The organism is Streptomyces sp. CNT372 (assembly GCF_000377145.1).
The window spans coordinates 188,513-211,352 of record NZ_KB897783.1 but is presented as its reverse complement, the minus strand read 5'-3'; the positions used below and the strand labels follow the sequence as shown (position 1 = coordinate 211,352).

The 22,840-nt window shown below is 73.0% G+C and carries 15 protein-coding genes, 1 tRNA gene and 2 pseudogenes; 14 read left to right on the top strand and 4 right to left on the bottom strand.

Annotation, left to right across the window (positions count from 1 at the left end; all coding sequences use genetic code 11):
* The first annotated feature begins 156 nt into the window (after nt 1-156).
* From gltB to C593_RS0117975, 5 genes are all read left to right on the top strand, one after another.
* Nucleotides 157-4,716 carry a glutamate synthase large subunit gene (gene gltB / locus C593_RS0117995; RefSeq protein WP_026277805.1) on the top strand — a complete coding sequence of 1,520 codons (4,560 nt, stop codon included), beginning with the start codon at nt 157-159 and terminating at the stop codon, nt 4,714-4,716.
* Nucleotides 4,709-6,169, top strand: a complete 1,461-nt coding sequence (locus C593_RS0117990) for a glutamate synthase subunit beta (protein ID WP_018848695.1) — start codon at nt 4,709-4,711, stop codon at nt 6,167-6,169. Before gltB ends, C593_RS0117990 begins: the two co-directional genes overlap by 8 nt.
* Before the next feature lie 283 nt (nt 6,170-6,452).
* On the top strand, nt 6,453-7,175 hold the full coding sequence (locus C593_RS0117985) for a vWA domain-containing protein (RefSeq protein ID WP_018848694.1): 723 nt from the start codon (nt 6,453-6,455) through the stop codon (nt 7,173-7,175).
* Between the two features lie 247 nt (nt 7,176-7,422).
* Nucleotides 7,423-7,626 carry a cold-shock protein gene (locus C593_RS0117980; RefSeq protein WP_004985680.1) on the top strand — a complete coding sequence of 68 codons (204 nt, stop codon included), beginning with the start codon at nt 7,423-7,425 and terminating at the stop codon, nt 7,624-7,626.
* Between the two features lie 92 nt (nt 7,627-7,718).
* Nucleotides 7,719-9,419, top strand: coding sequence for a DEAD/DEAH box helicase (locus C593_RS0117975; RefSeq protein ID WP_018848693.1), 1,701 nt, complete (start codon nt 7,719-7,721; stop codon nt 9,417-9,419).
* 230 nt (nt 9,420-9,649) lie between these two features.
* Here the strand turns inward: C593_RS0117975 and C593_RS0117970 are convergent, their stop codons facing one another.
* Nucleotides 9,650-10,579, bottom strand: coding sequence for a hypothetical protein (locus C593_RS0117970; RefSeq protein ID WP_018848692.1), 930 nt, complete (start codon nt 10,577-10,579; stop codon nt 9,650-9,652).
* A 243-nt stretch (nt 10,580-10,822) separates the two neighbouring features.
* On the opposite strand from C593_RS0117970, the gene C593_RS0117965 reads away from it, so the two are divergent.
* A complete protein-coding gene (locus C593_RS0117965; protein WP_018848691.1) occupies nt 10,823-11,596 on the top strand; it encodes a serine protease in 774 nt (257 codons plus the stop codon).
* Nucleotides 11,597-11,735: 139 nt separating this feature from the next.
* On the opposite strand, the pseudogene C593_RS33855 reads toward C593_RS0117965, so the two are convergent.
* A pseudogene (locus C593_RS33855) lies at nt 11,736-11,843 on the bottom strand (hypothetical protein); the annotation flags it as partial.
* Between the two features lie 38 nt (nt 11,844-11,881).
* Between C593_RS33855 and C593_RS33850 the strand changes: the two are divergent.
* The 7 genes and pseudogenes from C593_RS33850 to pyk form a co-directional block, all read left to right on the top strand.
* Nucleotides 11,882-12,010: pseudogene (locus tag C593_RS33850) on the top strand (AraC family transcriptional regulator); the annotation flags it as partial.
* An 11-nt stretch (nt 12,011-12,021) separates the two neighbouring features.
* On the top strand, nt 12,022-12,348 hold the full coding sequence (locus tag C593_RS0117955; protein WP_018848690.1) for a chorismate mutase: 327 nt from the start codon (nt 12,022-12,024) through the stop codon (nt 12,346-12,348).
* A gap of 190 nt (nt 12,349-12,538) precedes the next feature.
* Nucleotides 12,539-15,028 carry an aminopeptidase N gene (pepN, locus tag C593_RS0117950; protein WP_018848689.1) on the top strand — a complete coding sequence of 830 codons (2,490 nt, stop codon included), beginning with the start codon at nt 12,539-12,541 and terminating at the stop codon, nt 15,026-15,028.
* 490 nt (nt 15,029-15,518) lie between these two features.
* The gene (locus tag C593_RS0117945; RefSeq protein ID WP_018848688.1) at nt 15,519-16,940 is read left to right on the top strand and encodes a pyridoxal-dependent decarboxylase; all 1,422 of its coding nucleotides are present in this window, start codon (nt 15,519-15,521) and stop codon (nt 16,938-16,940) included.
* On the top strand, nt 16,937-18,364 hold the full coding sequence (locus C593_RS0117940; protein ID WP_018848687.1) for a SidA/IucD/PvdA family monooxygenase: 1,428 nt from the start codon (nt 16,937-16,939) through the stop codon (nt 18,362-18,364). Before C593_RS0117945 ends, C593_RS0117940 begins: the two co-directional genes overlap by 4 nt.
* Nucleotides 18,365-18,803: 439 nt before the next feature.
* Nucleotides 18,804-19,526: an SIMPL domain-containing protein gene (locus tag C593_RS0117935; protein WP_018848686.1), complete on the top strand. Its 723-nt coding sequence runs from the start codon at nt 18,804-18,806 to the stop codon at nt 19,524-19,526.
* A 123-nt stretch (nt 19,527-19,649) separates the two neighbouring features.
* The gene (gene pyk / locus C593_RS0117930; RefSeq protein WP_026277804.1) at nt 19,650-21,077 is read left to right on the top strand and encodes a pyruvate kinase; all 1,428 of its coding nucleotides are present in this window, start codon (nt 19,650-19,652) and stop codon (nt 21,075-21,077) included.
* Nucleotides 21,078-21,102: 25 nt separating this feature from the next.
* On the opposite strand, the gene C593_RS0117925 is transcribed toward pyk, so the two are convergent.
* Nucleotides 21,103-21,873 (bottom strand): helix-turn-helix domain-containing protein, encoded by a 771-nt coding sequence (locus tag C593_RS0117925; protein WP_018848684.1) that lies wholly within the window; start codon nt 21,871-21,873, stop codon nt 21,103-21,105.
* Between the two features lie 107 nt (nt 21,874-21,980).
* Nucleotides 21,981-22,053, bottom strand: a tRNA-Leu gene (locus tag C593_RS0117920).
* A gap of 102 nt (nt 22,054-22,155) precedes the next feature.
* Here C593_RS0117920 and C593_RS0117915 point away from each other — a divergent pair.
* The gene (locus tag C593_RS0117915) at nt 22,156-22,812 is read left to right on the top strand and encodes an ANTAR domain-containing response regulator (protein WP_018848683.1); all 657 of its coding nucleotides are present in this window, start codon (nt 22,156-22,158) and stop codon (nt 22,810-22,812) included.
* Nucleotides 22,813-22,840: the final 28 nt, after the last annotated feature.

The following is a 22,840-nucleotide window of genomic DNA, read 5'->3' as shown; positions in this document are numbered from 1 at the left end:
CCCGGGGACCCCTTCACCGCATGTCGCGGTGTCCGCATGTTGGAATGCTCTATCCACTTTCCGAGAATCACTCCATCATGTAACCTGCACGAAATTTCGCCAGGGCCAACGTCGTCCCTCGGCACAGCACATGCCACGACGACGACGGGAGAGCCGATGCGTTCCGACGCCTGGTCGCCCATGGACGGTCGCCCCGCAGCCCAGGGGATGTACGACCCCCGTAACGAACACGACGCCTGCGGTGTCGGGTTCGTGGCCACCCTCACCGGTGTTGCCAGCCATGAGCTGGTCGAGCAGGCGCTGACCGTACTGCGGAACCTCGAGCACCGCGGCGCCACCGGCTCCGAGCCCGACTCCGGGGACGGCGCCGGCATCCTGATGCAGGTCCCCGACGCCTTCCTGCGCGAGGTGGCCGGATTCGACCTGCCCGCGCCCGGCTCCTACGCCGTCGGCACCGCCTTCCTCCCCGCCGAGGACCACGCGGACGCCGTCTCACGGATCGAGACGATCGCCGCCGAGGAGGGCCTCGCCGTCCTCGGCTGGCGCGAGGTCCCCGTCACCCCGGACCTGCTCGGCAACGGCGCCCGCGCCACCATGCCGGCCTTCCGCCAGCTCTTCGTCACCGACGGCGCCAGCGAGGGCATCGCCCTGGACCGCAAGGCGTTCGTGCTGCGCAAGCGCGCCGAGCGCGAGGCCGGGGTCTACTTCCCCTCCCTCTCCGCGCGGACCCTCGTCTACAAGGGCATGCTGACCACGGGCCAGCTGGAGCCCTTCTTCCCGGACCTGTCCGACCGCCGCTGCGCCAGCGCCGTCGCCCTGGTGCACTCCCGGTTCTCCACCAACACCTTCCCGAGCTGGCCGCTCGCCCACCCGTACCGCTTCGTCGCCCACAACGGCGAGATCAACACGGTCAAGGGCAACCGCAACTGGATGCGCGCCCGCGAGTCCCAGCTCGCCTCCGACCTGTTCCGCGAGGGCAGCCTGGAGCGCATCTTCCCCGTCTGCACCCCCGACGCCTCCGACTCCGCCTCCTTCGACGAGGTGCTGGAGCTGCTCCACCTCGGCGGCCGGTCGCTGCCGCACGCGGTCCTGATGATGGTCCCCGAGGCGTGGGAGAACCACGACTCCATGGACCCGGCCCGCCGCGCCTTCTACCAGTACCACTCCACGATGATGGAGCCCTGGGACGGCCCCGCCTGCGTCACCTTCACCGACGGCACCCAGGTCGGCGCGGTCCTCGACCGCAACGGCCTGCGTCCCGGCCGCTACTGGGTCACCGACGACGGCCTCGTGGTCCTCTCCTCCGAGGTCGGCGTCCTCGACATCGACCCGGCCAAGGTCGTCCGCAAGGGCCGCCTCCAGCCCGGCCGGATGTTCCTCGTGGACACCGCCGAGCACCGCATCATCGAGGACGACGAGATCAAGTCCGCGCTCGCCGCCGAGGCCCCCTACGCGGAGTGGCTGGAGACCGGCGAGATCGAGCTGGAGGACCTGCCCGAGCGCGAGCACATCGTGCACACCCACGCCTCGGTCACCCGCCGCCAGCAGACCTTCGGCTACACCGAGGAGGAACTGCGCGTCCTCCTCGCGCCGATGGCCCGCACCGGCGCCGAGCCGATCGGCTCCATGGGCACCGACTCGCCGATCGCCGCCCTCTCCGCCCGGCCGCGGCTGCTGTTCGACTACTTCACCCAGCTCTTCGCGCAGGTCACCAACCCGCCGCTGGACGCCATCCGCGAGGAGCTCGTCACCTCGCTGTACTCCTCCCTCGGCCCCCAGGGCAACCTGCTGGAGCCGACCGCCGCGTCCTGCCGCAGCGTCACCCTCCCCTTCCCGGTGATCGACAACGACGAGCTGGCCAAGCTCATCCACATCAACGCCGACGGCGACATGCCCGGCATGACCGCCGCGACCCTCTCCGGCCTCTACCGGGTCTCCGGCGGCGGCGAGGCCCTGGCCGCCCGGATCGAGGAGATCTGCGCCGAGGCCGACGCTGCCATCGCCAACGGCGCCCGGCTGATCGTCCTCTCCGACCGGCACTCCGACGCCGAGCACGCGCCGATCCCCTCGCTGCTGCTCACCTCCGCCGTCCACCACCACCTCATCCGCACCAAGCAGCGCACCCAGGTGGGCCTGCTGGTCGAGGCCGGGGACGTCCGCGAGGTCCACCACGTCGCCCTGCTGATCGGCTACGGCGCCGCCGCGGTCAACCCCTACCTGGCGATGGAGTCCGTCGAGGACCTGGTCCGCGCAGGCACCTTCATCGAGGGCATCGAGCCCGAGCAGGCCATCCGCAACCTCATCCGCGCCCTCGGCAAGGGCGTGCTGAAGGTCATGTCCAAGATGGGCATCTCCACCGTCGCCTCCTACCGCGGTGCCCAGGTCTTCGAGGCCGTCGGCCTGGACGACGCCTTCGTGGCCACCTACTTCAACGGCACCGCCACCAAGATCGGCGGCGCCGGCCTGGACATCGTCGCCCAGGAGGTCGCGGCCCGGCACGGCAAGGCGTACCCGGCCTCCGGCATCCCCTCCGCGCACCGCGCGCTGGAGATCGGCGGCGAGTACCAGTGGCGCCGCGAGGGCGAGCCGCACCTCTTCGACCCGGAGACCGTCTTCCGTCTCCAGCACGCCACCCGCAACAAGCGGTACGACATCTTCAAGCAGTACACGGACCGGGTGAACGAGCAGTCCGAGCGCCTGATGACGCTCCGCGGCCTGTTCGGCTTCACCGCCGACCGCCCCTCCGTCCCGCTGGACGAGGTCGAGCCCGCCTCCGAGATCGTCAAGCGCTTCTCCACCGGCGCGATGAGCTACGGCTCCATCTCCAAGGAGGCGCACGAGACCCTCGCCATCGCCATGAACCAGCTGGGCGGCAAGTCCAACACCGGCGAGGGCGGCGAGGACCCGGAGCGCCTCTACGACCCGGCGCGCCGCTCCTCCATCAAGCAGGTGGCCTCCGGCCGCTTCGGCGTCACCAGCGAGTACCTGGTCAACGCGGACGACATCCAGATCAAGATGGCCCAGGGCGCCAAGCCCGGCGAGGGCGGACAGCTCCCGGGCCACAAGGTCTACCCGTGGGTCGCGAAGACGCGTCACTCGACGCCCGGTGTCGGCCTGATCTCCCCGCCGCCGCACCACGACATCTACTCCATCGAGGACCTCGCCCAGCTCATCCACGACCTCAAGAACGCCAACCCGGCCGCCCGCATCCATGTGAAGCTGGTCTCCGAGGTCGGCGTCGGCACGGTCGCCGCGGGCGTCTCCAAGGCCCACGCGGACGTCGTCCTCATCTCCGGCCACGACGGCGGCACCGGCGCCTCCCCGCTCACCTCGCTGAAGCACGCGGGCGGCCCCTGGGAACTGGGCCTCGCCGAGACCCAGCAGACCCTGCTGCTCAACGGCCTGCGCGACCGGATCGTGGTGCAGACCGACGGCCAGCTCAAGACCGGCCGCGACGTGGTCATCGCCGCCCTGCTGGGTGCCGAGGAGTTCGGCTTCGCGACCGCGCCGCTCGTCGTCTCCGGCTGCGTCATGATGCGCGTCTGCCACCTGGACACCTGCCCGGTCGGCATCGCCACCCAGAACCCGGTGCTGCGTGAGCGCTTCTCCGGCAAGGCCGAGTTCGTCGTCAACTTCTTCGAGTTCATCGCCGAGGAGGTCCGCGAGCTCCTCGCCGAGCTGGGCTTCCGCACCCTGGACGAGGCGGTCGGCCACGCCGAACTCCTCGACACCACCCGCGCGGTGAACCACTGGAAGGCGCAGGGCCTCGACCTCGCCCCGCTCTTCCACGTCCCCGAGCTGCCCGAGGGCGCGGTCCGCCACCAGCTCGTCGAGCAGGACCACGGCCTGGAGAAGGCCCTGGACAACGAGCTGATCAAGCTCGCGGCCGACGCGCTGAACGCGGCGAGCGCCGAGGAGGCGCAGCCCGTCCGCGCCCAGGTCGCCATCCGCAACATCAACCGCACGGTCGGCACCATGCTCGGCCACGAGGTGACCAAGCGGTTCGGCGGCGCGGGCCTGCCCGACGACACCGTGGACATCACCTTCACCGGCTCCGCCGGCCAGTCCTTCGGCGCCTTCGTGCCGCGCGGCATCACCCTGCGCCTGGAGGGCGACGCCAACGACTACGTCGGCAAGGGCCTCTCCGGCGGCCGGGTGATCGTCCGCCCCGACCGGGGCGCCGACCACCTCGCCGAGTACTCCACCATCGCCGGCAACACCATCGGCTACGGCGCCACCGGCGGCGAGATGTTCCTCCGCGGCCGCACCGGCGAACGCTTCTGCGTCCGCAACTCCGGGGCCCTGGTGGTCTCCGAGGGCGTGGGCGACCACGGCTGCGAGTACATGACCGGCGGCCACGCGGTCGTCCTCGGCGAGACCGGCCGCAACTTCGCGGCGGGCATGTCCGGCGGCGTCGCGTACGTCGTCGACCTGGACCGCGACAACGTCAACTCCGGCAACCTGGGGGCGATCGAGGCCCTGTCCGAAACGGACAAGGAGTGGCTGCACGACGTCGTGCGCCGCCACCAGGAGGAGACCGGGTCGACCGTCGCCGGGAAGCTGCTGGCCGACTGGCCCGCGAGCGCCGAACGCTTCAGCAAGATCATCCCGACCACGTACAAGGCCGTGCTCGCCGCCAAGGACGCCGCTGAGCTCGCCGGTCTCTCCGAGCAGGAGACCACCCAGAAGATGATGGAGGCGGCGACCCATGGCTGACCCCAAGGGCTTCCTGACCACCGGGCGCGAGGTCGCCAAGACCCGCCCGGTCGGCGAGCGCGTCAAGGACTGGAACGAGGTCTACGTCCCCGGCTCCCTGCTGCCGATCATCAGCAAGCAGGCCGGCCGCTGCATGGACTGCGGCATCCCGTTCTGCCACAACGGCTGTCCGCTGGGGAACCTGATCCCCGAGTGGAACGACTACGCCTACCGCGAGGACTGGGCCGCCGCCTCCGAGCGGCTGCACGCGACCAACAACTTCCCGGAGTTCACCGGCCGCCTCTGCCCGGCGCCCTGCGAGGCCGCCTGTGTCCTCGGCATCAACCAGCCGGCCGTCACCATCAAGAACGTCGAGGTCTCCATCATCGACAAGGCGTGGGACTCCGGGGACGTCACCCCGCAGCCCCCGGAGCGCCTGTCCGGCAAGACCGTCGCCGTCGTCGGCTCGGGCCCCGCGGGCCTGGCCGCCGCCCAGCAGCTCACCCGGGCCGGCCACACGGTCGTCGTCTACGAGCGCGCCGACCGCATCGGCGGACTGCTCCGCTACGGCATCCCCGAGTTCAAGATGGAGAAGGTGCACATCAACCGGCGCATCGAGCAGATGCGCGCGGAGGGCACCAAGTTCCGCACCGAGGTGGAGATCGGCCGCGACATGCCGGCCGACGCGCTGCGCCGCCGCTACGACGCGGTCGTCATCGCCGCCGGCGCGACCGTCTCCCGCGACCTGCCGGTCCCCGGCCGCGAGCTGAACGGCATCCACTTCGCCATGGAGTACCTGCCGCTCGCCAACAAGGTGCAGGAGGGTGACTTCGTGGCGCCCCCGATCACCGCCGAGGGCAAGCACGTCGTCGTCATCGGCGGTGGCGACACCGGCGCGGACTGCGTCGGCACCGCCCACCGCCAGGGCGCGGCCTCCGTCACCCAGCTGGAGATCATGCCCCGGCCGGGCGAGGAGCGGAACGCCAACCAGCCGTGGCCGACCTTCCCCGTGCTCTACAAGGTCACCTCCGCGCACGAGGAGGGCGGCGAGCGCGTGTACTCGGTCTCCACGACCCACTTCGAGGGCGACGAGGACGGCAACGTGCAGGCGCTGCACCTGGTCGAGGTGGAGTTCAAGGACGGCAAGCCGGTGCAGAAGCCGGGCACCGAGCGCCGTATCCCCGCCCAGCTGGTCACCCTCGCGATGGGCTTCACCGGCATCGACCGGTCCAACGGGCTGGTGGACCAGTTCGGCCTGGAACTCGACGAACGGGGTAACGTGGCCCGTGACGGCGACTTCGCGACCAGTGTCGACGGCGTCTACGTCGCCGGTGACGCGGGCCGCGGCCAGTCGCTCATCGTGTGGGCCATCGCCGAGGGGCGGTCGGCGGCGCGCGGTGTCGACCGCTACCTCACGGGAGCGAGCGCCCTGCCCGCCCCGATCCGTCCGACGGACCGTGCCCTGACGGTCTGACGGCCGGACGGGCCACCTGCCCGGGTTCGGCCCGGGCCCCTGAGACGTCCCGTACAACGGCGTACGGAACTGAGCGGCACCCGCCCTGTCCCCGACCGGACTCCGGGCGGGCGCCGTGTCCTCCGGAGCGCGTGCCAGACGGCACGCGCTCCGGCGCGTACCGGGGGGCGCGCGCCCGCGGCTTCCCGCTTCCGGCCGTCGTGTCCGCCGGGCCGCATATGATCCCGGCAGGACGGGCGGGGGCTCCGGCGGAGGGGCGCGCCCGGCCCCAGGGGGGAGCACCATGGCCGCGATCAGTCTGGAGAAGGTCGAGGAACGCGCGCCCGCGCTCGTCAGCCTCTACAAGTCCGCCGGTGTGAGCCTGCGCAAACACGGGCTGGAGGGCCGGCGGGCCGCCGTGTACCTGGTCGTGGACCACTCCGGCTCGATGCGGGACTACTACCGGGACGGCAGCGTCCAGGCCCTCGCCGACCGGGTCCTCGGGCTCTCCGCCCATCTGGACGACGACGGGATCGTGCCCGTGGTCTTCTTCTCCACCGAGGTCGACGCCCTCTCCGAGATCCGGCTGGAGGGGCACCACGGCCGGATCGCCGAGATCGTCGCCTCCCTCGGCCACATGGGCCGCACCAACTACCACCTGGCCATGGACGAGGTGGTGGACCACTACCTCGACAGCGGGTCCACCGACCCCGCCCTCGTCGTCTTCCAGACCGACGGCGGCCCGAGCAGCCGCCCGGCCGCCGAACGCTACCTCTGCAAGGCCGCCCGGCTGCCGCTGTTCTGGCAGTTCATCGGCTTCGGCGACGAACGCAGCCCCCAGTTCGACTTCCTGCGCCGCCTGGACACCCTGGAGGTCCCCGGACGGCGGGTCGTGGACAACGCGGGCTTCTTCCACGCGGGCCGGGACCCGCGCCGGGTCTCCGACGCGCGGCTGTACGACGGGCTGCTGGGCGAGTTCCCGGACTGGCTGCGGGACGCGCGGGCCCGGGGGATAGTCCGGGACTGACGGCCCTGCGGCCGGCGCCGGACTCGCACCCGCCGGCGCCACCGGGACACGTGGTGCCGGGGTTTCGCCGGGGACCGTGCTACGGTGGACGACGTTGCGGTTTTGGTACCCATACTTTGTGTGCGCCTGACGGAATGCTTCCTCAGGCGCATGTTCTGTTTCCGGGCACTCTCCGGATGGGGTCAAGGCAGCGACAGGGATTCCGCGAAGTGCGGGCTCCCGGCTTGCCCCGTTTTAGGAGAATGACATGGCAACTGGCACTGTGAAGTGGTTCAACTCGGAAAAGGGCTTCGGCTTCATCGAGCAGGACGGCGGCGGCGCCGACGTCTTCGCCCACTACTCCAACATCGCCACCTCCGGCTTCCGTGAGCTCCAGGAAGGCCAGAAGGTCACGTTCGACGTCACCCAGGGCCAGAAGGGCCCGCAGGCGGAGAACATCGTCCCGGCCTGATCGCCCGGACACACACGCCACAGCCGGGGCCCGCACCGCACGGTGCGGGCCCCGGCTGCGCACTGCCCAAGGGCCCAGGAGGGCAATTCCGCATGACCCACCCCGAACGTCCCGCACGCAACCGCCCGGCCGCCTCCGGCGGGAGGCGCGGCGGAGCGCGCGCCTCGGCGCCCGCCGGGAAGCGCACGGCCCGCACGGCCGCCGCGCCCCGTGTCGCGCCCCCGCGCGACTTCACGCCGCCCCAGACCCTCACCCCGGCGCTGCCCGCGGTCCAGGCGTTCGGTGACCTCGACATGCCGGCCGCCCTGCTGAAGACCCTCACGGCGCAGGGGGTCACCGAGCCCTTCCCGATCCAGGCCGCGACCCTGCCGAACTCCCTCGCGGGCCGCGACCTCCTCGGCCGGGGCCGCACCGGGTCCGGGAAGACCCTCGCCTTCGGGCTGGCGCTCCTCGCCCGCACGGCCGGGCGGCGCGCCGAGCCCGGCGCCCCGCTGGCCCTCGTCCTCGTCCCCACCCGGGAACTCGCCCAGCAGGTCAGCGACGCGCTCGCGCCGTACGCGACCTCGGTGGGCCTGCGGCTGGCGACCGTCGTCGGCGGGATGTCCATCAACCGGCAGGCGGGCGCGCTGCGGCGCGGCGCCGAGGTCCTGGTCGCCACGCCCGGCCGCCTGATCGACCTGCTCGACCGGGGCGACTGCCGGCTCGACCAAGTCGCGATCACCGTCCTGGACGAGGCCGACCAGATGGCCGACATGGGCTTCATGCCCCAGGTCACGGCCCTGATGAAGCAGGTCGAGCCGGACGGGCAGCGCCTGCTGTTCTCGGCCACGCTGGACGCCAACATCGACCGGCTGGTGCGGATGTTCCTCACGGACCCGGTGGTGCACTCGGTGGACCCGTCCGCGGGCGCGGTGACCACGATGGAGCACCATCTGCTGCACGTCCTCGACGAGACCGACAAGAAGGCGGTCGCGCTGCGCATCGCGGCGCGCGACGGCCGGGTCATCCTCTTCGTCGACACCAAGCGGGGCGCGGACCGCTTCGCCAAGCGGCTCCTCGCGAGCGGCGTCCGGGCCGCCGCGCTGCACGGCGGGCGCTCCCAGCCGCAGCGCAACCGCACGCTCGACCAGTTCAAGAACGGGCAGGTCACCGCCCTGGTCGCGACGAACGTCGCGGCCCGCGGCATCCACATCGACGATCTGGACCTGGTCGTCAACGTGGACCCGCCGATGGACCACAAGGACTATCTCCACCGGGGCGGGCGCACGGCCCGGGCGGGTGAGTCCGGCACGGTCGTCACCCTGGTGCTCCCGGCGCAGCGCCGGGAGACCGAGCGGCTGATGGCGCACGCGGGCATAGCGCCCCGCGCGACCCGGGTCCGCTCCGGTGACGAGGAGCTGGCCCGGCTGACGGGTGCGCGCGAGCCCTCGGGCGTCGCGGTGACCATCGAACTCCCGCAGCCCCCGGCCCCGCCGGCCGCTTCCACGACCTCGTCCCGCCGCCGTGGGCGCGGGGGCGCCCGCCGGTCGGGCCGCACGCAGGACTCGCCCCCCGGCGGCACGACCGCGCAGCGCGCGGGCGGGTCCGGTGGCGGTGCGTCCCGCGGGGCCACTGCTTCGGGTGCCCGCGGGGCCTCGGGGCGTGCGGCGGCCGGGGCGGGTACGGGCCGCGAGGCCCGCGGCGGCGGCCGGGGCGGCGCCCCGGCGGGCCGCCGCACGGCGGAGGGCTCCCGGGGGAGCGCGTCCGGCGGTCGCACTCGCCGCCCGCGCCGCAGCGGGGGCACCACGGCCTGAGCCGGGCCGGGAGACCGGGGCCCGTGGGGCGCCGGCCCGCGCCCACGCCTCCCGGCTCTTCGGCTCTGCGGGTTCCCGCTGTCGAGGAACGCGCCCCGGGACGCCCGTGCCGGCGCTGAGAGCGCCCCCGCCCATGCGGACGGCTCACGCCCGTGCGACCGGCCCCGGAGTGAGATGCTCCGGGGCCGGTCGCACGGCTGGCAGGGGGGGGCCGAGACGCCGGCGGCGGCTCAGGTGTCGCACTCCAGGACCGTCCGGCACAGACCGCACCGCGCACGGACCCGCCCCCGGACCGGGACCCGGATGCGCTGGTGGCAGGTGGTGCAGGGGAAGGAGACGCGGAGCCCCCCGTCCGGGCCCCGCTCGAAGGCGTACGGCTCCGGGCCGTCGCGGCGCTCCGGCGCGCGGGACCCGGCCCGTTCCGGGAGGCGTTCCGCCGCGAGCCGCCGCTCGCGGGTGTACTTCAGGCGCCCGATCCGGCCCGCCGCCGTGAGCGGCGGCTGCCGGGCGTCGCGCAGGGCCCGCTCCCGGCCGGCCGTGTAGGCGCGGTAGCCCTGGGGGCTGGTGAACCACGGCGAGGGGTCCTCGCCGAAGACCGCCGCCCGCCCGGCCAGCACGTAGCCGAACTCCTCCGGGGTGAGGTAGCCCAGCTTCTGGCTGGACATCCCGTCCTCGCGGAACGCGTCCAGCAGCAGCCACCCCGCGCCCAGATACGCGGTCACCGTGTCCGTGAGGATCTCGTTGTCCCGGGTGTCCGGGAAGGCCAGGTCCAGCCGGTGCAGCCAGACATGGGTGATCTCGTGGGCGAGGGCGGCGCCGATGTCCCGGCGGTGGGAGATGAAGCGGCTGTTCAGCTCGATGAAGTACTCCGGGCCCGCGGTGAGTTCCACGCTCGCCGCGTGCTCCATGTCCCGGAAGCTCACGATCACCCGGGCGTCCGGCAGGCGCAGATGGGTGACGAGGGCCCGCGCCACCCGCTGCGCGCCGAGGTGCAGGTCGTCGTCGTCCGAGAAGGCGACATCCGCGGGCAGCACGCTCGGCCCGTAGGCGAGCACCCCGTCGGCGGAGATCCTGCGGTACAGCGCGGTGACGGCGGACCGGACGGTGCCGAGATGGGGGTAGCCGCGGGCCACCTCGCTCGTGTCGCTGACGTTCGCCATGCCCGTACCCCCGTGGCACCCCGTGCGTGACTGCCGGCCGTCGTCCACTGTACGGCGCGCCGCCGCCGGTCCCGGGAATGGCCGAAAGGTACTCCTTGTGTGTCCGTTGTGCGGTCCTCATAATCCGGAACACGTCTTGTCGAGCGCATGTCAGATCCCCATCGCGGTCCGCTCCATCCCCCTGCACCCCCGCATGCGCCACGGCAGTCGCATCCGCCGCAACCCCCCACGAAGGGCAGTCCCTTGAAGAGACTCCTGCGCACCCTCAAGAGATCCGTCGCCGCCGCCGCCGTCATCCTGGCCGGGGTCAGCCTCCAGCCCACCGCCGCCTTCGCCGCGCCCCCGCCGGTCGTCGGCGGCACCCGCGCCGCCCAGGGCGAATTCCCGTTCATGGTCCGCCTCTCCATGGGCTGCGGCGGTTCGCTCTACACGCAGGACATCGTCCTGACCGCCGCCCACTGCGTCGGCGCCTCCGGCAACAACACCAGCATCACCGCCACCGCCGGGCAGGTGGACCTCCAGCACCCCAGCGCGATCAAGGTCCGCTCCACCAAGGTCCTGCGCGCGCCCGGCTACAACGGCAGCGGGAAGGACTGGGCGCTGATCAAGCTGGCCCAGCCCATCAACCTGCCGACCCTCAAGATCGCCGACACCACCGCCTACAACAACGGCACCTTCACGGTCGCCGGCTGGGGCGCCAACCGCGAGGGCGGGGCGCAGCAGCGCTACCTGCTCAAGGCCCAGGTCCCGTTCGTCTCCGACGCCACCTGCCGCCAGGCGTACGGCAACGAACTCATCGCCAACGAGGAGATCTGCGCCGGCTACAACCAGGGCGGCACCGACACCTGCCAGGGCGACTCCGGCGGCCCGATGTTCCGCCGCGACAACGCCGGCGCCTGGATCCAGGTCGGCATCGTGAGCTGGGGCTACGGCTGCGCCCGCGCCGGCTACCCGGGCGTCTACACCGAGGTCTCCACCTTCGCCTCCGCGATCAGGTCGGCCGCCGCCGGTCTGTGACGGCCCGCTGAACGGCCGGCCGTCCTCGGCGCCCGCTGTACCCGCGGGCACCGCGCATCCGTACACACCGCGCATCCGTCGACACCGCGCCCCCGTCCCCGCCGCACCCGGCGGGGACGGGGGCGTGCGCACGAGGGCGTCAGCCCAGCCGGACGGCGTGGCCGGGGGACGCGCCCTCCAGCTCCAGCACCCACAGTTCGCTCCGGCCCCGGCGCAGCACCGGGCCCGGGACGTACAGCGCGTCCTGCGGGCCCCGGGACCCGTAGCGGCCGAGGCAGAAGCCGTTTCACCCACCGGGTCGGCCTCGCCCCCGTGCGCTTCCGCGAGCAGCAGCAACGCGTCGTCCCGGGCGGCCGGAGCGACCGCGTCCCGGACTCCGAACACCCTCCCACCGTGCCGGGGCCTTCGACGTAAGCTCGCTGACCATGACCACGAGTGACATCGACGACGGCGTCCGCGCCGAGCTGAACCGGCTGCGCGAGAGCATCGACAACATCGACGCCGCAGTCGTGTACATGCTCGCCGAGCGCTTCAAGTGCACCCAGCAGGTCGGCCACCTCAAGGCCGAGCACCAGCTTCCCCCCGCCGACCCGGCCCGCGAGGCGCGCCAGATCGAACGGCTGCGGCAGCTCGCGGAGAGCGCCCGGCTCGACCCCGCCTTCGCCGAGAAGCTGCTGAACTTCATCATCGCCGAGGTGATCCGGCACCACGAGACCATCGCGGAGGCGACTCCGCCCGCCCCGGGGGAGTGACCCGGCGCGCGGGCAGGGCGGATCGGGGCCCCTGGCCGCCCCGCCCACGCCACGCGCGCCGTACGCCACCGGCGCAACCGCCCCCCGTGTCGCCGTACGCCACCGGCGCAACGGCCCCCCGTGTCGCCGTACGCCACCGGCGCAACGGCCCCCCGTGTACCGGAACGCGCCCATCGGGCAGCATGACCCCATGTCCGTACTCACGCGCGACGAAGCGCAGAACCGTGCCCGGCTGATCGACGTCCACCGCTACTCGGTCGCCCTCGACCTGACCACCGGCGACGACGACTTCGCGTCGGTGACCCACATCCACTTCACCGCGCGGTCCGCCGGGGACACCTTCGTCGAGCTCAAGCCCTCCGAGCTGCGCTCCCTCACGCTCGACGGACAGCCCCTCGACCCCGCCGCCCTCGACGGCAACCGCTACCCGCTCACCGGCCTCACCCCCGGCGAGCACCGGCTGCGCGTCGAGGCACGGATGCGCTACTCCCGCACCGGCGAAGGCATGCACCGCTTCACCGACCCCGGCGACGGCGAGACCTACGTCTACACCCAGCTGTTCATGGAGGACGTGCAGCGCGTCTTCGCCGCCTTCGACCAGCCCGACCTCAAGGCCGTCTTCGAGATGGCGGTCACCGCCCCCGCCGGCTGGACCGTCCTCGGCAACGGCATCGCCACCCACGACGGCGACGGCCGGTGGACCTGCGCCCCCACCCCGCCGATCTCCACCTATCTGGTCGCGGTCGCCGCCGGCCCCTGGCACTCCGTGCGCACCGAGCACGCCGGACTCCCCTTCGGCCTGCACGTCCGCCGCTCCCTCGCCCCCTATCTCGACGCCGACGCGGACGAACTCCTCGAGATCACCCGCCAGTGCTTCGACCGCTACCACGAGAAGTTCGAGGAGCCGTACCCCTTCGACTCCTACGACCAGGCGTTCGTCCCCGAGTTCAACGCCGGCGCCATGGAGAACCCCGGGCTCGTCACCTTCCGCGACGAGTTCGTCTACCGCTCCGCCGTCACCGACACCCAGCGCCAGACCCGTGCCATGGTCGTCGCGCACGAGATGGCCCACATGTGGTTCGGCGACCTCGTCACCCTCGCCTGGTGGGACGACATCTGGCTCAACGAGTCCTTCGCCGAGTACATGGGCTACCAGACCCTCACCGAGGCCACCCGCTTCACCGACACCTGGGTCGACTTCGGCATCGCCCGCAAGTCCTGGGGCTACGACGCCGACCAGCGGCCCTCCACCCACCCCGTCGCACCCGACCCGGAGGCCGTCCCCGACACCGCCTCCGCCCTGCTCAACTTCGACGGCATCTCCTACGCCAAGGGCGCCTCCGCGCTGCGCCAGCTCGTCACCTGGCTCGGCGAGAAGGACTTCCTCGCGGGCATCAACAACCACTTCGCCCGCCACAAGTTCGGCAACGCCACCCTCGCCGACTTCCTCGACTCCCTCGCCGACGCCACCGACCGGGACGTGCACGCCTGGGCCGCCGCATGGCTGCGCACCACCGGCGTCGACACCCTCACCCCCGCCGTCACCGAGACCGGCGGCGGCTGGTCCCTGGCGATCGGCCACCAGGGCAGCCGCCCCCACCGGATCACCGTGGGCACCTACGACCGCGACCCCGTCGAACCCGGCGCCCTCGTCCTGCGCGACCGCACCGAGGCCGACGTGCCCCTCGCCGAGGAACGGCGCCACCCAGGCCGCCGGCCCGCCCTGATCGTCCTCAACGACGGCGACACCACCTACGCCAAGGTCCGCCTCGACACCGAATCCTGGGCCACCGCCCTCACCTCCCTGTCCGGCGTCCCCGACCCGCTGACCCGCGCGGTGATCTGGAACGCCGCCCGCGACATGGTCCGCGACGGCGAACTCGCCCCCACCGCCTACCTGGAGGCGGCCCGCGCCCATCTGCCGCGCGAGAGCGACCTCGCCGTCGTCCAGGGCGTCCTCGCCTTCGCCGCCGGCCAGATCGCCGACTGCTACCTGCCGCCCGAGCAGCGCCCCGCCGCCCTCGCCGCCGTCACCGACACCTGCCGCGCCCTGCTGCGCCGCACCGAGGACGGCAGCGACCCGGGGATGCGCCTGACCGCCGTCCGCCACTTCGTGGACGCCGCCTCCCACCCCGGCTCCCTCCAGGAGTGGCTGGACGACGGCAACGTCCCCGGCGGCCCGGCCCTCGACCCCGAACTGCGCTGGCGGATCCTCACCCGGCTGTGCGTCCTGGGCGCCGCCGACGAGCACGCGATCGACGCGGAACTCGCGCGGGATCCGAGCGCGACCGGCCAGGAGGGGGCGGCCCGCTGCCGGGCCGCCCTGCCCGACGAGAAGGCCAAGGCCGCCGCCTGGTCCCGGCTCTTCGAGACCGACGACCTGTCCAACTACCTGTTCGCCGCCACCGCCCAGGGCTTCTGGCAGCCCGAACAGGCCGCCCTCACCCGGGAGTACGTCACCCGCTACTACCCCGACGCCACCGCGCTGGCCGCCCGCCGCGGCCCGGCCATCGCGGAGGCCGCCGGACGCCACGCCTTCCCCGTCCACGAGGTCACCGCCGAGGCGCTGCGCCTCGGCGAGGAGTGCCTGCGCCGCGACGAACTCCTCCCGGCCCTGCGCCGCAAACTGGTCGACCAACTCGACGACCTGGCCCGCGCGCTGCGCGTCCGGGGGGCCTGAGGCCGGGGCGGGCGCGGGGCTCGGGCCCTGGGAACCGGTGTCCGGGGGCCCGGGGCCCGGGGCGGACCTGGCCCCGTGGCGAGGGCAGCCTGTGCGCGCAGCGCGCGGGCCGGGGCCCCGGGCCTCGCGTCCGGGGCGCGATGCCTGCCCGGGCCGCGGTCCCTGCCCGGGCCGCGGTCCCTGTCCGGGCGCGGTGCCTGTCCCGGAAGCGCCGCGCCCCGGACGCGGTGCCTGCCCCCATGCCGCACGCGGTCCCTGCCCCGTGCGCCCCGGCCGCTGCGCCGGCCCGCGGGCGCGGTCCACGGCCTCGGGCCCGGGCGGCCGCCGCGCCCCGGGCGCGGCCCGGTGCACAGCGGCCGCCGGGGCCCGGCACGCGGGCACGGGCGGCGCGGGGGTTGGCGTACCCAATACCCCCGCGCCTCCGGCTCGTTGAGCACGGGTGGCGGGCCACTCGCCCGCCCCCGTGTCACGGACCGCCGAAGGACCCCGCATGCCCGCCCCGCCCCTGCCGCCACCGCACCTTCCGCCCCTCGCCGGCGGAGCCGGCGGGCCGGACGCGCTGCGGCCCCTGCTCGACGCCGCCCTCGACGCCCTGCGCGCCGGGGCAGCCGCCCGGGGCGGGCCGCTCCCGGCCGGCGGGCCCGAGGCCGTCGCGCGACGGACGGCCGACGCCCTCGGCGATCCGCTGCCCGACCACGGCGACGACCCCGAGGCCGCCCTGCGCCGCCTGGTCGAAGCCGTCGCCCACGGCTCCGCCGACCCCGCCGACCCCCTGTGCGCGGCCCATCTGCACACCCCGCCGCTCGCGCTCGCCGTCGCCGCCGACCTCGCCGCCGCCGCGCTCAACCCGTCGATGGACTCCTGGGACCAGGCCCCCGCCGCCTCCGAACTCGAAGCGGCCCTCACCCGGGCGCTCGCCGCCGAGGTGTTCCCGAACCCCGGCCGACCGCGCGACCCCGCCGGACCGGGCGGCCCCGACGCCCTCGTCACCACCGGTGGCACCGAGTCCAACCAGCTCGCCCTCCTCCTCGCCCGCGAACAGCACGCCCCCCACGGCCCCCTGCGCGTGGTGTGCGGCGAGGACTCCCACCACTCCGTCCGCCGCGCCACCTGGCTCCTCGGCCTGCCCGCCCCCGTCACCGCCCCCCTCCACGACCTCGCGGCCCTGGACCATGTCCTCACCGCCACCCCGGGCCCCCTCCTCGTCGCCGCCACCGCCGGAACCACCGACACCGGCCGCATCGACCCCCTCCCCGGCATCGCCGGCCTCGCCGCCCGCCACCGGGCCGCCTTCCACGTCGACGCCGCCTACGGCGGCCCGCTCCTCTTCAGCGACACCCGCCGCCACCTCCTCGCCGGACTGGACCGCGCCGACACCGTCACTCTCGACCTGCACAAACTCGGCTGGCAGCCCGTCGCCGCCGGCCTCCTCGCCGTGGCCGACAGCCGCCGGCTCGCCCCCCTCGCGCACACCGCCGACTACCTCAACGCCGAGGACGACACCGACGCCGGACTGCCCGACCTCCTCGGCCGCTCCCTGCGCACCACTCGCCGCCCCGACATCCTCAAGACCGCCGTCACCCTCCGGGCCCTCGGCCGGAGCGGCCTCGGCGCCCTCGTCGACCGCGTCTGCGACCTCGCCCAGGACCTCGCCGGCCTCGTCGACAAGCACCCCCGCCTCGAACTCCACGCCCGGCCCGCCCTGTCGACCGTCCTGTTCCGCCCCACCGGGGCCACCGACGAGGAGACCGCCGCCGTCCGCCGCACCCTCCTCACCGAGGGCCGGGCCGTCCTCGGCCGCGCCCGCGCCGACGGCCGCGTCTGGCTCAAGGCCACCCTGCTCAACCCGCACACCACCCCCGACCACCTCGACGCCCTGCTCGCACTCGTGGAAGGCAGCACCCCCCGATGACCGCCACGCCCGCACCCGAGGCCGCCCCGGCGGCGGCCGAACCCGACCGCCCCCACGACCTCGTGGGCATCGGCATCGGCCCGTTCAACCTCTCCCTCGCCGCCCTCGCCCACGGCGTCCCCGGCGGCCTCGCCACCGCCTTCTACGAGCAGCGCCCCGACTTCCGCTGGCACCCCGGCCTCCTCATCGAGGGCACCACCCTCCAGGTCCCCTTCCTCGCCGACCTGGTCACCCTCGCCGACCCGGCCAGCCCCTGGTCCTTCCTCGCCTACCTCCGCGCGAAGGAACGCCTCTTCCCCTTCTACTTCGCCGAGAAGTTCCACATCCAGCGCGCCGAGTACGACGCCTACTGCCGCTGGGCCGCCGAACGGATCCCCGGCCTCCACTTCGGCCACCAGGTCGACGCCGTCCGCTGGAACCCCGAACGCGACCTGTTCGAGGTCGACTACACCCAGCTCGACCCCGCCGGTGAGGCCGAGGCCCTGGGCCGCGCCCACACCCGCAACCTCGTCCTCGGCGTCGGCACCGAACCCCATGTCCCCGAACCCCTGCGCCCCCTCGCCGACGCCCCCGGCGTGCCCGTCCTCCACTCCGCCGACTACCTCGCCCACCGCGAGGCCCTGATCGCCGCCGAGCACGTCACCGTCATCGGCTCCGGACAGTCCGGCGCCGAGGTCTTCCTCGACCTGCTCCGCGCCCGGCCCGCAGGACGCGAACGCCTCCACTGGCTCGCCCGCACCGAGGGCTTCGCGCCCATGGAGTACAGCAAACTCGGCCTGGAGCACTTCACCCCCGACTACACCCGCTACTTCCACGCCCTGCCCGAACGCGTCCGCGACGAACTCGCCCCCGGGCAGTGGCAGCTCCACAAGGGCATCGACGCCGGCACCATCGCCGCCGTCCACGAGGAGCTCTACCAGCGCACCCTGCACGGCGGCTGGCCCGACGCCGTCCTCACCCCCGGCGTGACCGTGCGCACCGCCGGCCGCGTCGCCACCACCAAGGTCGAACTCCACCTGGAGCACGTCCGCCAGGGCACCCGCTCCCGCCTCACCACCGACGCCGTCGTCCTCGCCACCGGCTACCGCGAGCGCCCTCTCGGCCGGCTCCTCGCCGGACTCGACCCCTATCTGCGGCGCGACGCCCAGGGCCGCCCCCTCGTCGACGAGCAGTACCGGATGAGACTCGACCCCGCCGTCACCGGCGCCGTCCACGTCCAGAACGCCGAGCGCCACACCCACGGCGTCGGCGCCCCCGACCTCGGACTCGCCGCCTGGCGCAGTGCCACCATCCTCAACACCCTCACCGGCACCGAGGTCTACCCGCTGCCCCGCCGCACCGCGTTCACCAGCTTCGGCCTGGAACGCCGTGAGGCCCCCGGCGTCCCCGGCCAGGCCCCCGCCCTCACCCCGCTGCGCGCCTAGGCTTCGGGACGCACGGCGCCTCCGTGGCGGGACCCGCGACCGGGTCCCGCCACGGAGGCGCCGCCATCGTGGAGCTCAGGCGGGAAACACCGGCTCGCCCGCACGCGTCAGCCGCCACCCCACCGAGGCGAAGACCGCCGGGTCGACCGACCCCTGCTCCCGCACCGGCACGAATCGCGCCGCCGGGTCCAGCGGCCTCCCGTCGAACGAGGCAGGTCCCGCGCAGCACCGGGGTGCCGTAGGTGAACTCGTGGTTGCCGAGGGCCGCCGCGTCGTAGCCGATCGCGTTCACCGCCACCATGTGCACAGCGCGCGTAGGTTCTGGCGCAACACCTCGCGGTGCGAAAGGGTTTGCGAGGGCCCGCCCCGCGCCCTCCACAACCGCCACACCACGCGCGCCCCCGTCGACCCGCGGCACCACCCACCCCAGGAGACCCGGATGAGCGACACCACCGCCGAGACCACCCCCGCCGCCCCGCCCGCCCCCTACGGAACCCCCTCCGCGCCCCGGGTCGCCGTACGCGGCGAGGCCCAGCTCCAGTTCGACCCCGAACTCGCCACCATCGGCATCCAGGTCAGCGCCCGCGGCCGCGACCGGCGCACCGCCCTCGACGACCTCACCCGCCGCAACAGCACCGTCCTCGACCTCGTCAAGTCCTACGGCGACGCCGTCGACAAGCTCTCCACCGGCGCCTTCTCCATCAGCCCCGAACTCGGCGGCGGCCGGGGCGAACGCGTCCGCGCCTACCACGGCAACGTCCGCGTCAACGCCGTCCTCACCGACTTCACCGCCCTCGGCGAACTCGTCACCCGCCTCGCCGACCTCGAACTCACCCGCGTCAGCGGCCCCTGGTGGTCCCTGCGCCCCGACTCGGCCGCCCACGCCGAGGCCCGCCGCGAGGCCGTCCGGGAAGCCGTGCGCCGCGCCCGCGAGTACGCCGGGGCGCTCGGTGCCTCCCTGGACGCCCTCCTCGAACTCGCCGACCTCGGCGCCGAATCCCCCGCCCCCGCCTACGCGATGCCCGCCTCACCCGCCGGCGCGGTCCGCGGCTTCGCCGGCGCCCAGGCGGAGGCAGCGCCCGCCCTCGACCTCGAACCCCAGCGGCAGACCGTCTTCGCCCAGGTGAACGCGCGCTTCACGATGACACCCCCGGAGCTCTGAGAAATGCTCATCAGAGCGCACCCCCGCACAATTCAACAGTTGTCAATAGCCCTTCACGCAAAGGTTGTTGGGCAGTCATGAGACACCAATTCTCTACCCGCCGGTAAGCCATAGGCTCGAACCATGCGCCGAGCAAAGATCGTCTGTACCCTGGGGCCCGCCACCGACACATACGACCAGATCAAGGCATTGGTCGAAGCCGGAATGGACATCGCCCGACTCAACCTCAGCCACGGCGTCTACGCCGATCACGAGGAGCGTTTGCGGCACGTCAGGAAGGCGGCCGACGAAACCGGCCGCAGCGTCGGCGTCCTCGCCGACCTTCAAGGCCCGAAGATCCGGCTCGGACGCTTCCAGGAAGGCCCCGTACTTCTCGAACGCGGCGATGAATTCACCGTCACCGTCGAGGAGATCGAGGGCGACCGCCACATCTGCGGCACCACCTACCAGGGCCTCGCCGGGGACGTCACCCCCGGCGAGCGCATCCTCGTCGACGACGGAAAGGTCGCCCTCGAAGTCCTCCGCGTCGACGGACCCCGCGTCCACACCCGGGTCGTCGAGGGCGGCATGGTCTCCGACCACAAGGGCCTCAACCTCCCCGGCGTCGCCGTCTCCGTCCCCGCCCTCTCCGAGAAGGACGTCGAGGACCTGCGCTGGGCCCTGAACGCGGGCGCCGACATCATCGCCCTCTCCTTCGTCCGCAGCGGCCGGGACATCGAGGACGTCCACCACGTCATGGACGAGACCGGCCGGCGCCTGCCCGTCATCGCCAAGGTCGAGAAGCCCCAGGCGGTCGAGAGCATCGACGACATCGTCGCCGCCTTCGACGGGATCATGGTCGCCCGCGGCGACCTCGGCGTCGAGATGCCCCTCGAACAGGTCCCGATCGTCCAGAAGCGGGCCATCAAACTCGCCAAGCGCAACGCCAAGCCCGTCATCGTCGCCACCCAGATGCTCGACTCGATGATCGACAACAGCCGCCCCACCCGCGCCGAGGCGTCCGACGTCGCCAACGCGGTCATCGACGGCACCGACGCGGTGATGCTCTCCGGCGAGACCAGCGTCGGCAAGTACCCCGTCGAGACCGTCCGCACCATGAGCCGCATCGTCGAGGCCGCCGAGGAGGACGTCCTCGCCAAGGGCCTCCCGCCCCTGACCGAACGCAACAAGCCCCGCACCCAGGGCGGCGCCGTCGCCCGCGCCGCCGCCGAGATGGGCGACTTCCTCGGCGCCCGCTTCCTCGTCGCCTTCACCCAGTCCGGCGACACCGTCCGCCGCCTCTCCCGCTACCGCTCCCCGATCCCCCTCCTCGCCTTCACCCCCGACCCGGCCACCCGCTCCCAGCTCAGCCTGACCTGGGGCGTCGAGACCTTCCTCGGCCCCCACGTCGACTCCACCGACGCGATGGTCGCCCAGGTCGACGAGGAACTCCTCCGCATCGGCCGCTGCAGCCCCGGCGACGTCGTCGTCATCACCGCTGGCTCCCCACCGGGCGTCTCGGGCTCCACCAACCTGGTCCGCGTCCACCGCATCGGCGAGAGCGTGGGCTGACCGGGCCCCGCCCGTCGCCTTCGGCTCAGTGCTTCGGCCCGATGTGCGCGTCCATCAGCGCGACGGACGCCCGTCGGGCCACGGATATGTTGTACGACCGCCCGCCGCGCGTGCAGTGCCTCCACTCGACGCCGAGGACGTCGAGCGTGTCCGTGTACAACTGCCGGATGTCGTCGGAGACGTTGGTGAAGAAGTACCGGGGATACTCGTAGCGCTTCCGCTCCCCGTTCACGACCCTGGTCGTCCAGTTGATGTTCCGGCACCCGTCGGAGTGCACGAGTCCGCGTACGAACTCCCATGGGTGCGCGTCCACGACCTCCCGCTGCCAGGGTTCGAGAACGATCCGTCGCTCGTGCTTCCTGCCGGGGCCGTGCTGGGGGAAGAGACAGGGCCAGTGTTTGCTGTAGCTGGTGATGCTCTGGCAGCCCTGCTTTCGGACCCGGAAGACCTTGCTGTGCGGAAGAACGACCTCCATCGTCCGGTGGCACGCCTCCATGAGGCCGGGCCAGGCGTCGGCGCACGCGATGCGGAGGAAGTACACACCGCGGCGGGTCGCGCTGATGCAACCGTCGCCCAGGTACAGGCCGAGCAGGTAGGAGTATGCGGCGGGTTCCGCCGGAAGCGTGGGCACGGTGCGGCACCGTGAGCAGTCGGACCCGCGCAGCGCCGGCTCGAGACGCACCCGCCAGGCGCGGATGGCCGCCCGGGAGATGCCCGACTCCTTGCTGACGGAGTTCAGGCTGCGCCCCTGGTCGAGGAGGGCGAGAACCCTTGCACGCGTTTCGATGTCGTACATGTATCCGACACTGGCCGAATGGCAGGCCGGTCGCGCGGATATTCACATCGGGTCACCCGATCCGATGAACGCCCGCTCCGGTGCAAGGATTCGAATCGCAGATAAAGTACCCCGGGTGGGATTCGAACCCACGCTGGATGGTGTTTGAGACCATTGCCTCTACCGCTGGGCTACCGGGGTATACCTTGGAAATGAAGGTGAGAGATCACCTGCTGTGCCCCTACCTTACAGGAGCTGGGTAGGCTCTTGGCAGCAGTATCTGCCCCGCAACAAGGAGCCCCCGTGACCGCCCCCGAGTCGCCCCAGCCGATCGCCGCAGACGACGACACGTCGCACGTCCCGCCGGCGACGACCCGTGTCGTCATCGCCGAGGACGAGGCCCTCATCCGGCTGGATCTGAAAGAGATGCTGGAGGAGGAGGGGTACGCGGTCGTCGGTGAGGCCGGGGACGGGCAGCGGGCGATCGAGCTGGCGCGGGAGCACCGGCCGGATCTGGTGATCCTCGATGTGAAGATGCCCGTCCTGGACGGCATCTCCGCCGCGGAGAAGATCGCCGAGGAGTCCATCGCGCCCGTACTGATGCTCACCGCCTTCTCCCAGCGCGACCTCGTCGAACGCGCCCGGGACGCGGGGGCGATGGCGTACCTGGTGAAGCCGTTCTCCAAGAGCGACGTGGTGCCCGCCATCGAGATGGCGGTCTCGCGGTTCACCGAGCTGAAGGCGCTGGAGAAGGAGGTCGCGGACCTCGCGCAGCGCCTGGAGACGCGCAAGCTGGTGGACCGGGCGAAGAGCATCCTGCAGACGCAGTACGGCCTGACCGAGCCCGCCGCGTTCCGCTGGATCCAGAAGACGTCGATGGACCGGCGGCTGTCGATGCAGCAGGTGGCGGAGGCGGTCATCGAGGACGCCGAGGAGAAGAAGGCGGCCAAGGGCCAGTAGCCCGCCGCCCGTCACCCGCGGCCCGTCA

Bases quoted from the DNA above. Each gene is read 5' to 3' on its own strand.
- C593_RS0117990 (WP_018848695.1), top strand. From the start codon at position 4,709: ATGGCTGACCCCAAGGGCTTCCTGACCACCGGGCGCGAGGTCGCCAAG.
- pepN (WP_018848689.1), top strand. From the start codon at position 12,539: ATGTCCGTACTCACGCGCGACGAAGCGCAGAACCGTGCCCGGCTGATC.
- C593_RS0117975 (WP_018848693.1), top strand. From the start codon at position 7,719: ATGACCCACCCCGAACGTCCCGCACGCAACCGCCCGGCCGCCTCCGGC.
- gltB (WP_026277805.1), top strand. From the start codon at position 157: ATGCGTTCCGACGCCTGGTCGCCCATGGACGGTCGCCCCGCAGCCCAG.
- C593_RS0117985 (WP_018848694.1), top strand. From the start codon at position 6,453: ATGGCCGCGATCAGTCTGGAGAAGGTCGAGGAACGCGCGCCCGCGCTC.
- C593_RS0117925 (WP_018848684.1), bottom strand. From the start codon at position 21,873: ATGTACGACATCGAAACGCGTGCAAGGGTTCTCGCCCTCCTCGACCAG.
- C593_RS0117955 (WP_018848690.1), top strand. From the start codon at position 12,022: ATGACCACGAGTGACATCGACGACGGCGTCCGCGCCGAGCTGAACCGG.
- C593_RS0117970 (WP_018848692.1), bottom strand. From the start codon at position 10,579: ATGGCGAACGTCAGCGACACGAGCGAGGTGGCCCGCGGCTACCCCCAT.
- C593_RS0117945 (WP_018848688.1), top strand. From the start codon at position 15,519: ATGCCCGCCCCGCCCCTGCCGCCACCGCACCTTCCGCCCCTCGCCGGC.
- C593_RS0117980 (WP_004985680.1), top strand. From the start codon at position 7,423: ATGGCAACTGGCACTGTGAAGTGGTTCAACTCGGAAAAGGGCTTCGGC.
- C593_RS0117940 (WP_018848687.1), top strand. From the start codon at position 16,937: ATGACCGCCACGCCCGCACCCGAGGCCGCCCCGGCGGCGGCCGAACCC.
- C593_RS0117935 (WP_018848686.1), top strand. From the start codon at position 18,804: ATGAGCGACACCACCGCCGAGACCACCCCCGCCGCCCCGCCCGCCCCC.
- pyk (WP_026277804.1), top strand. From the start codon at position 19,650: ATGCGCCGAGCAAAGATCGTCTGTACCCTGGGGCCCGCCACCGACACA.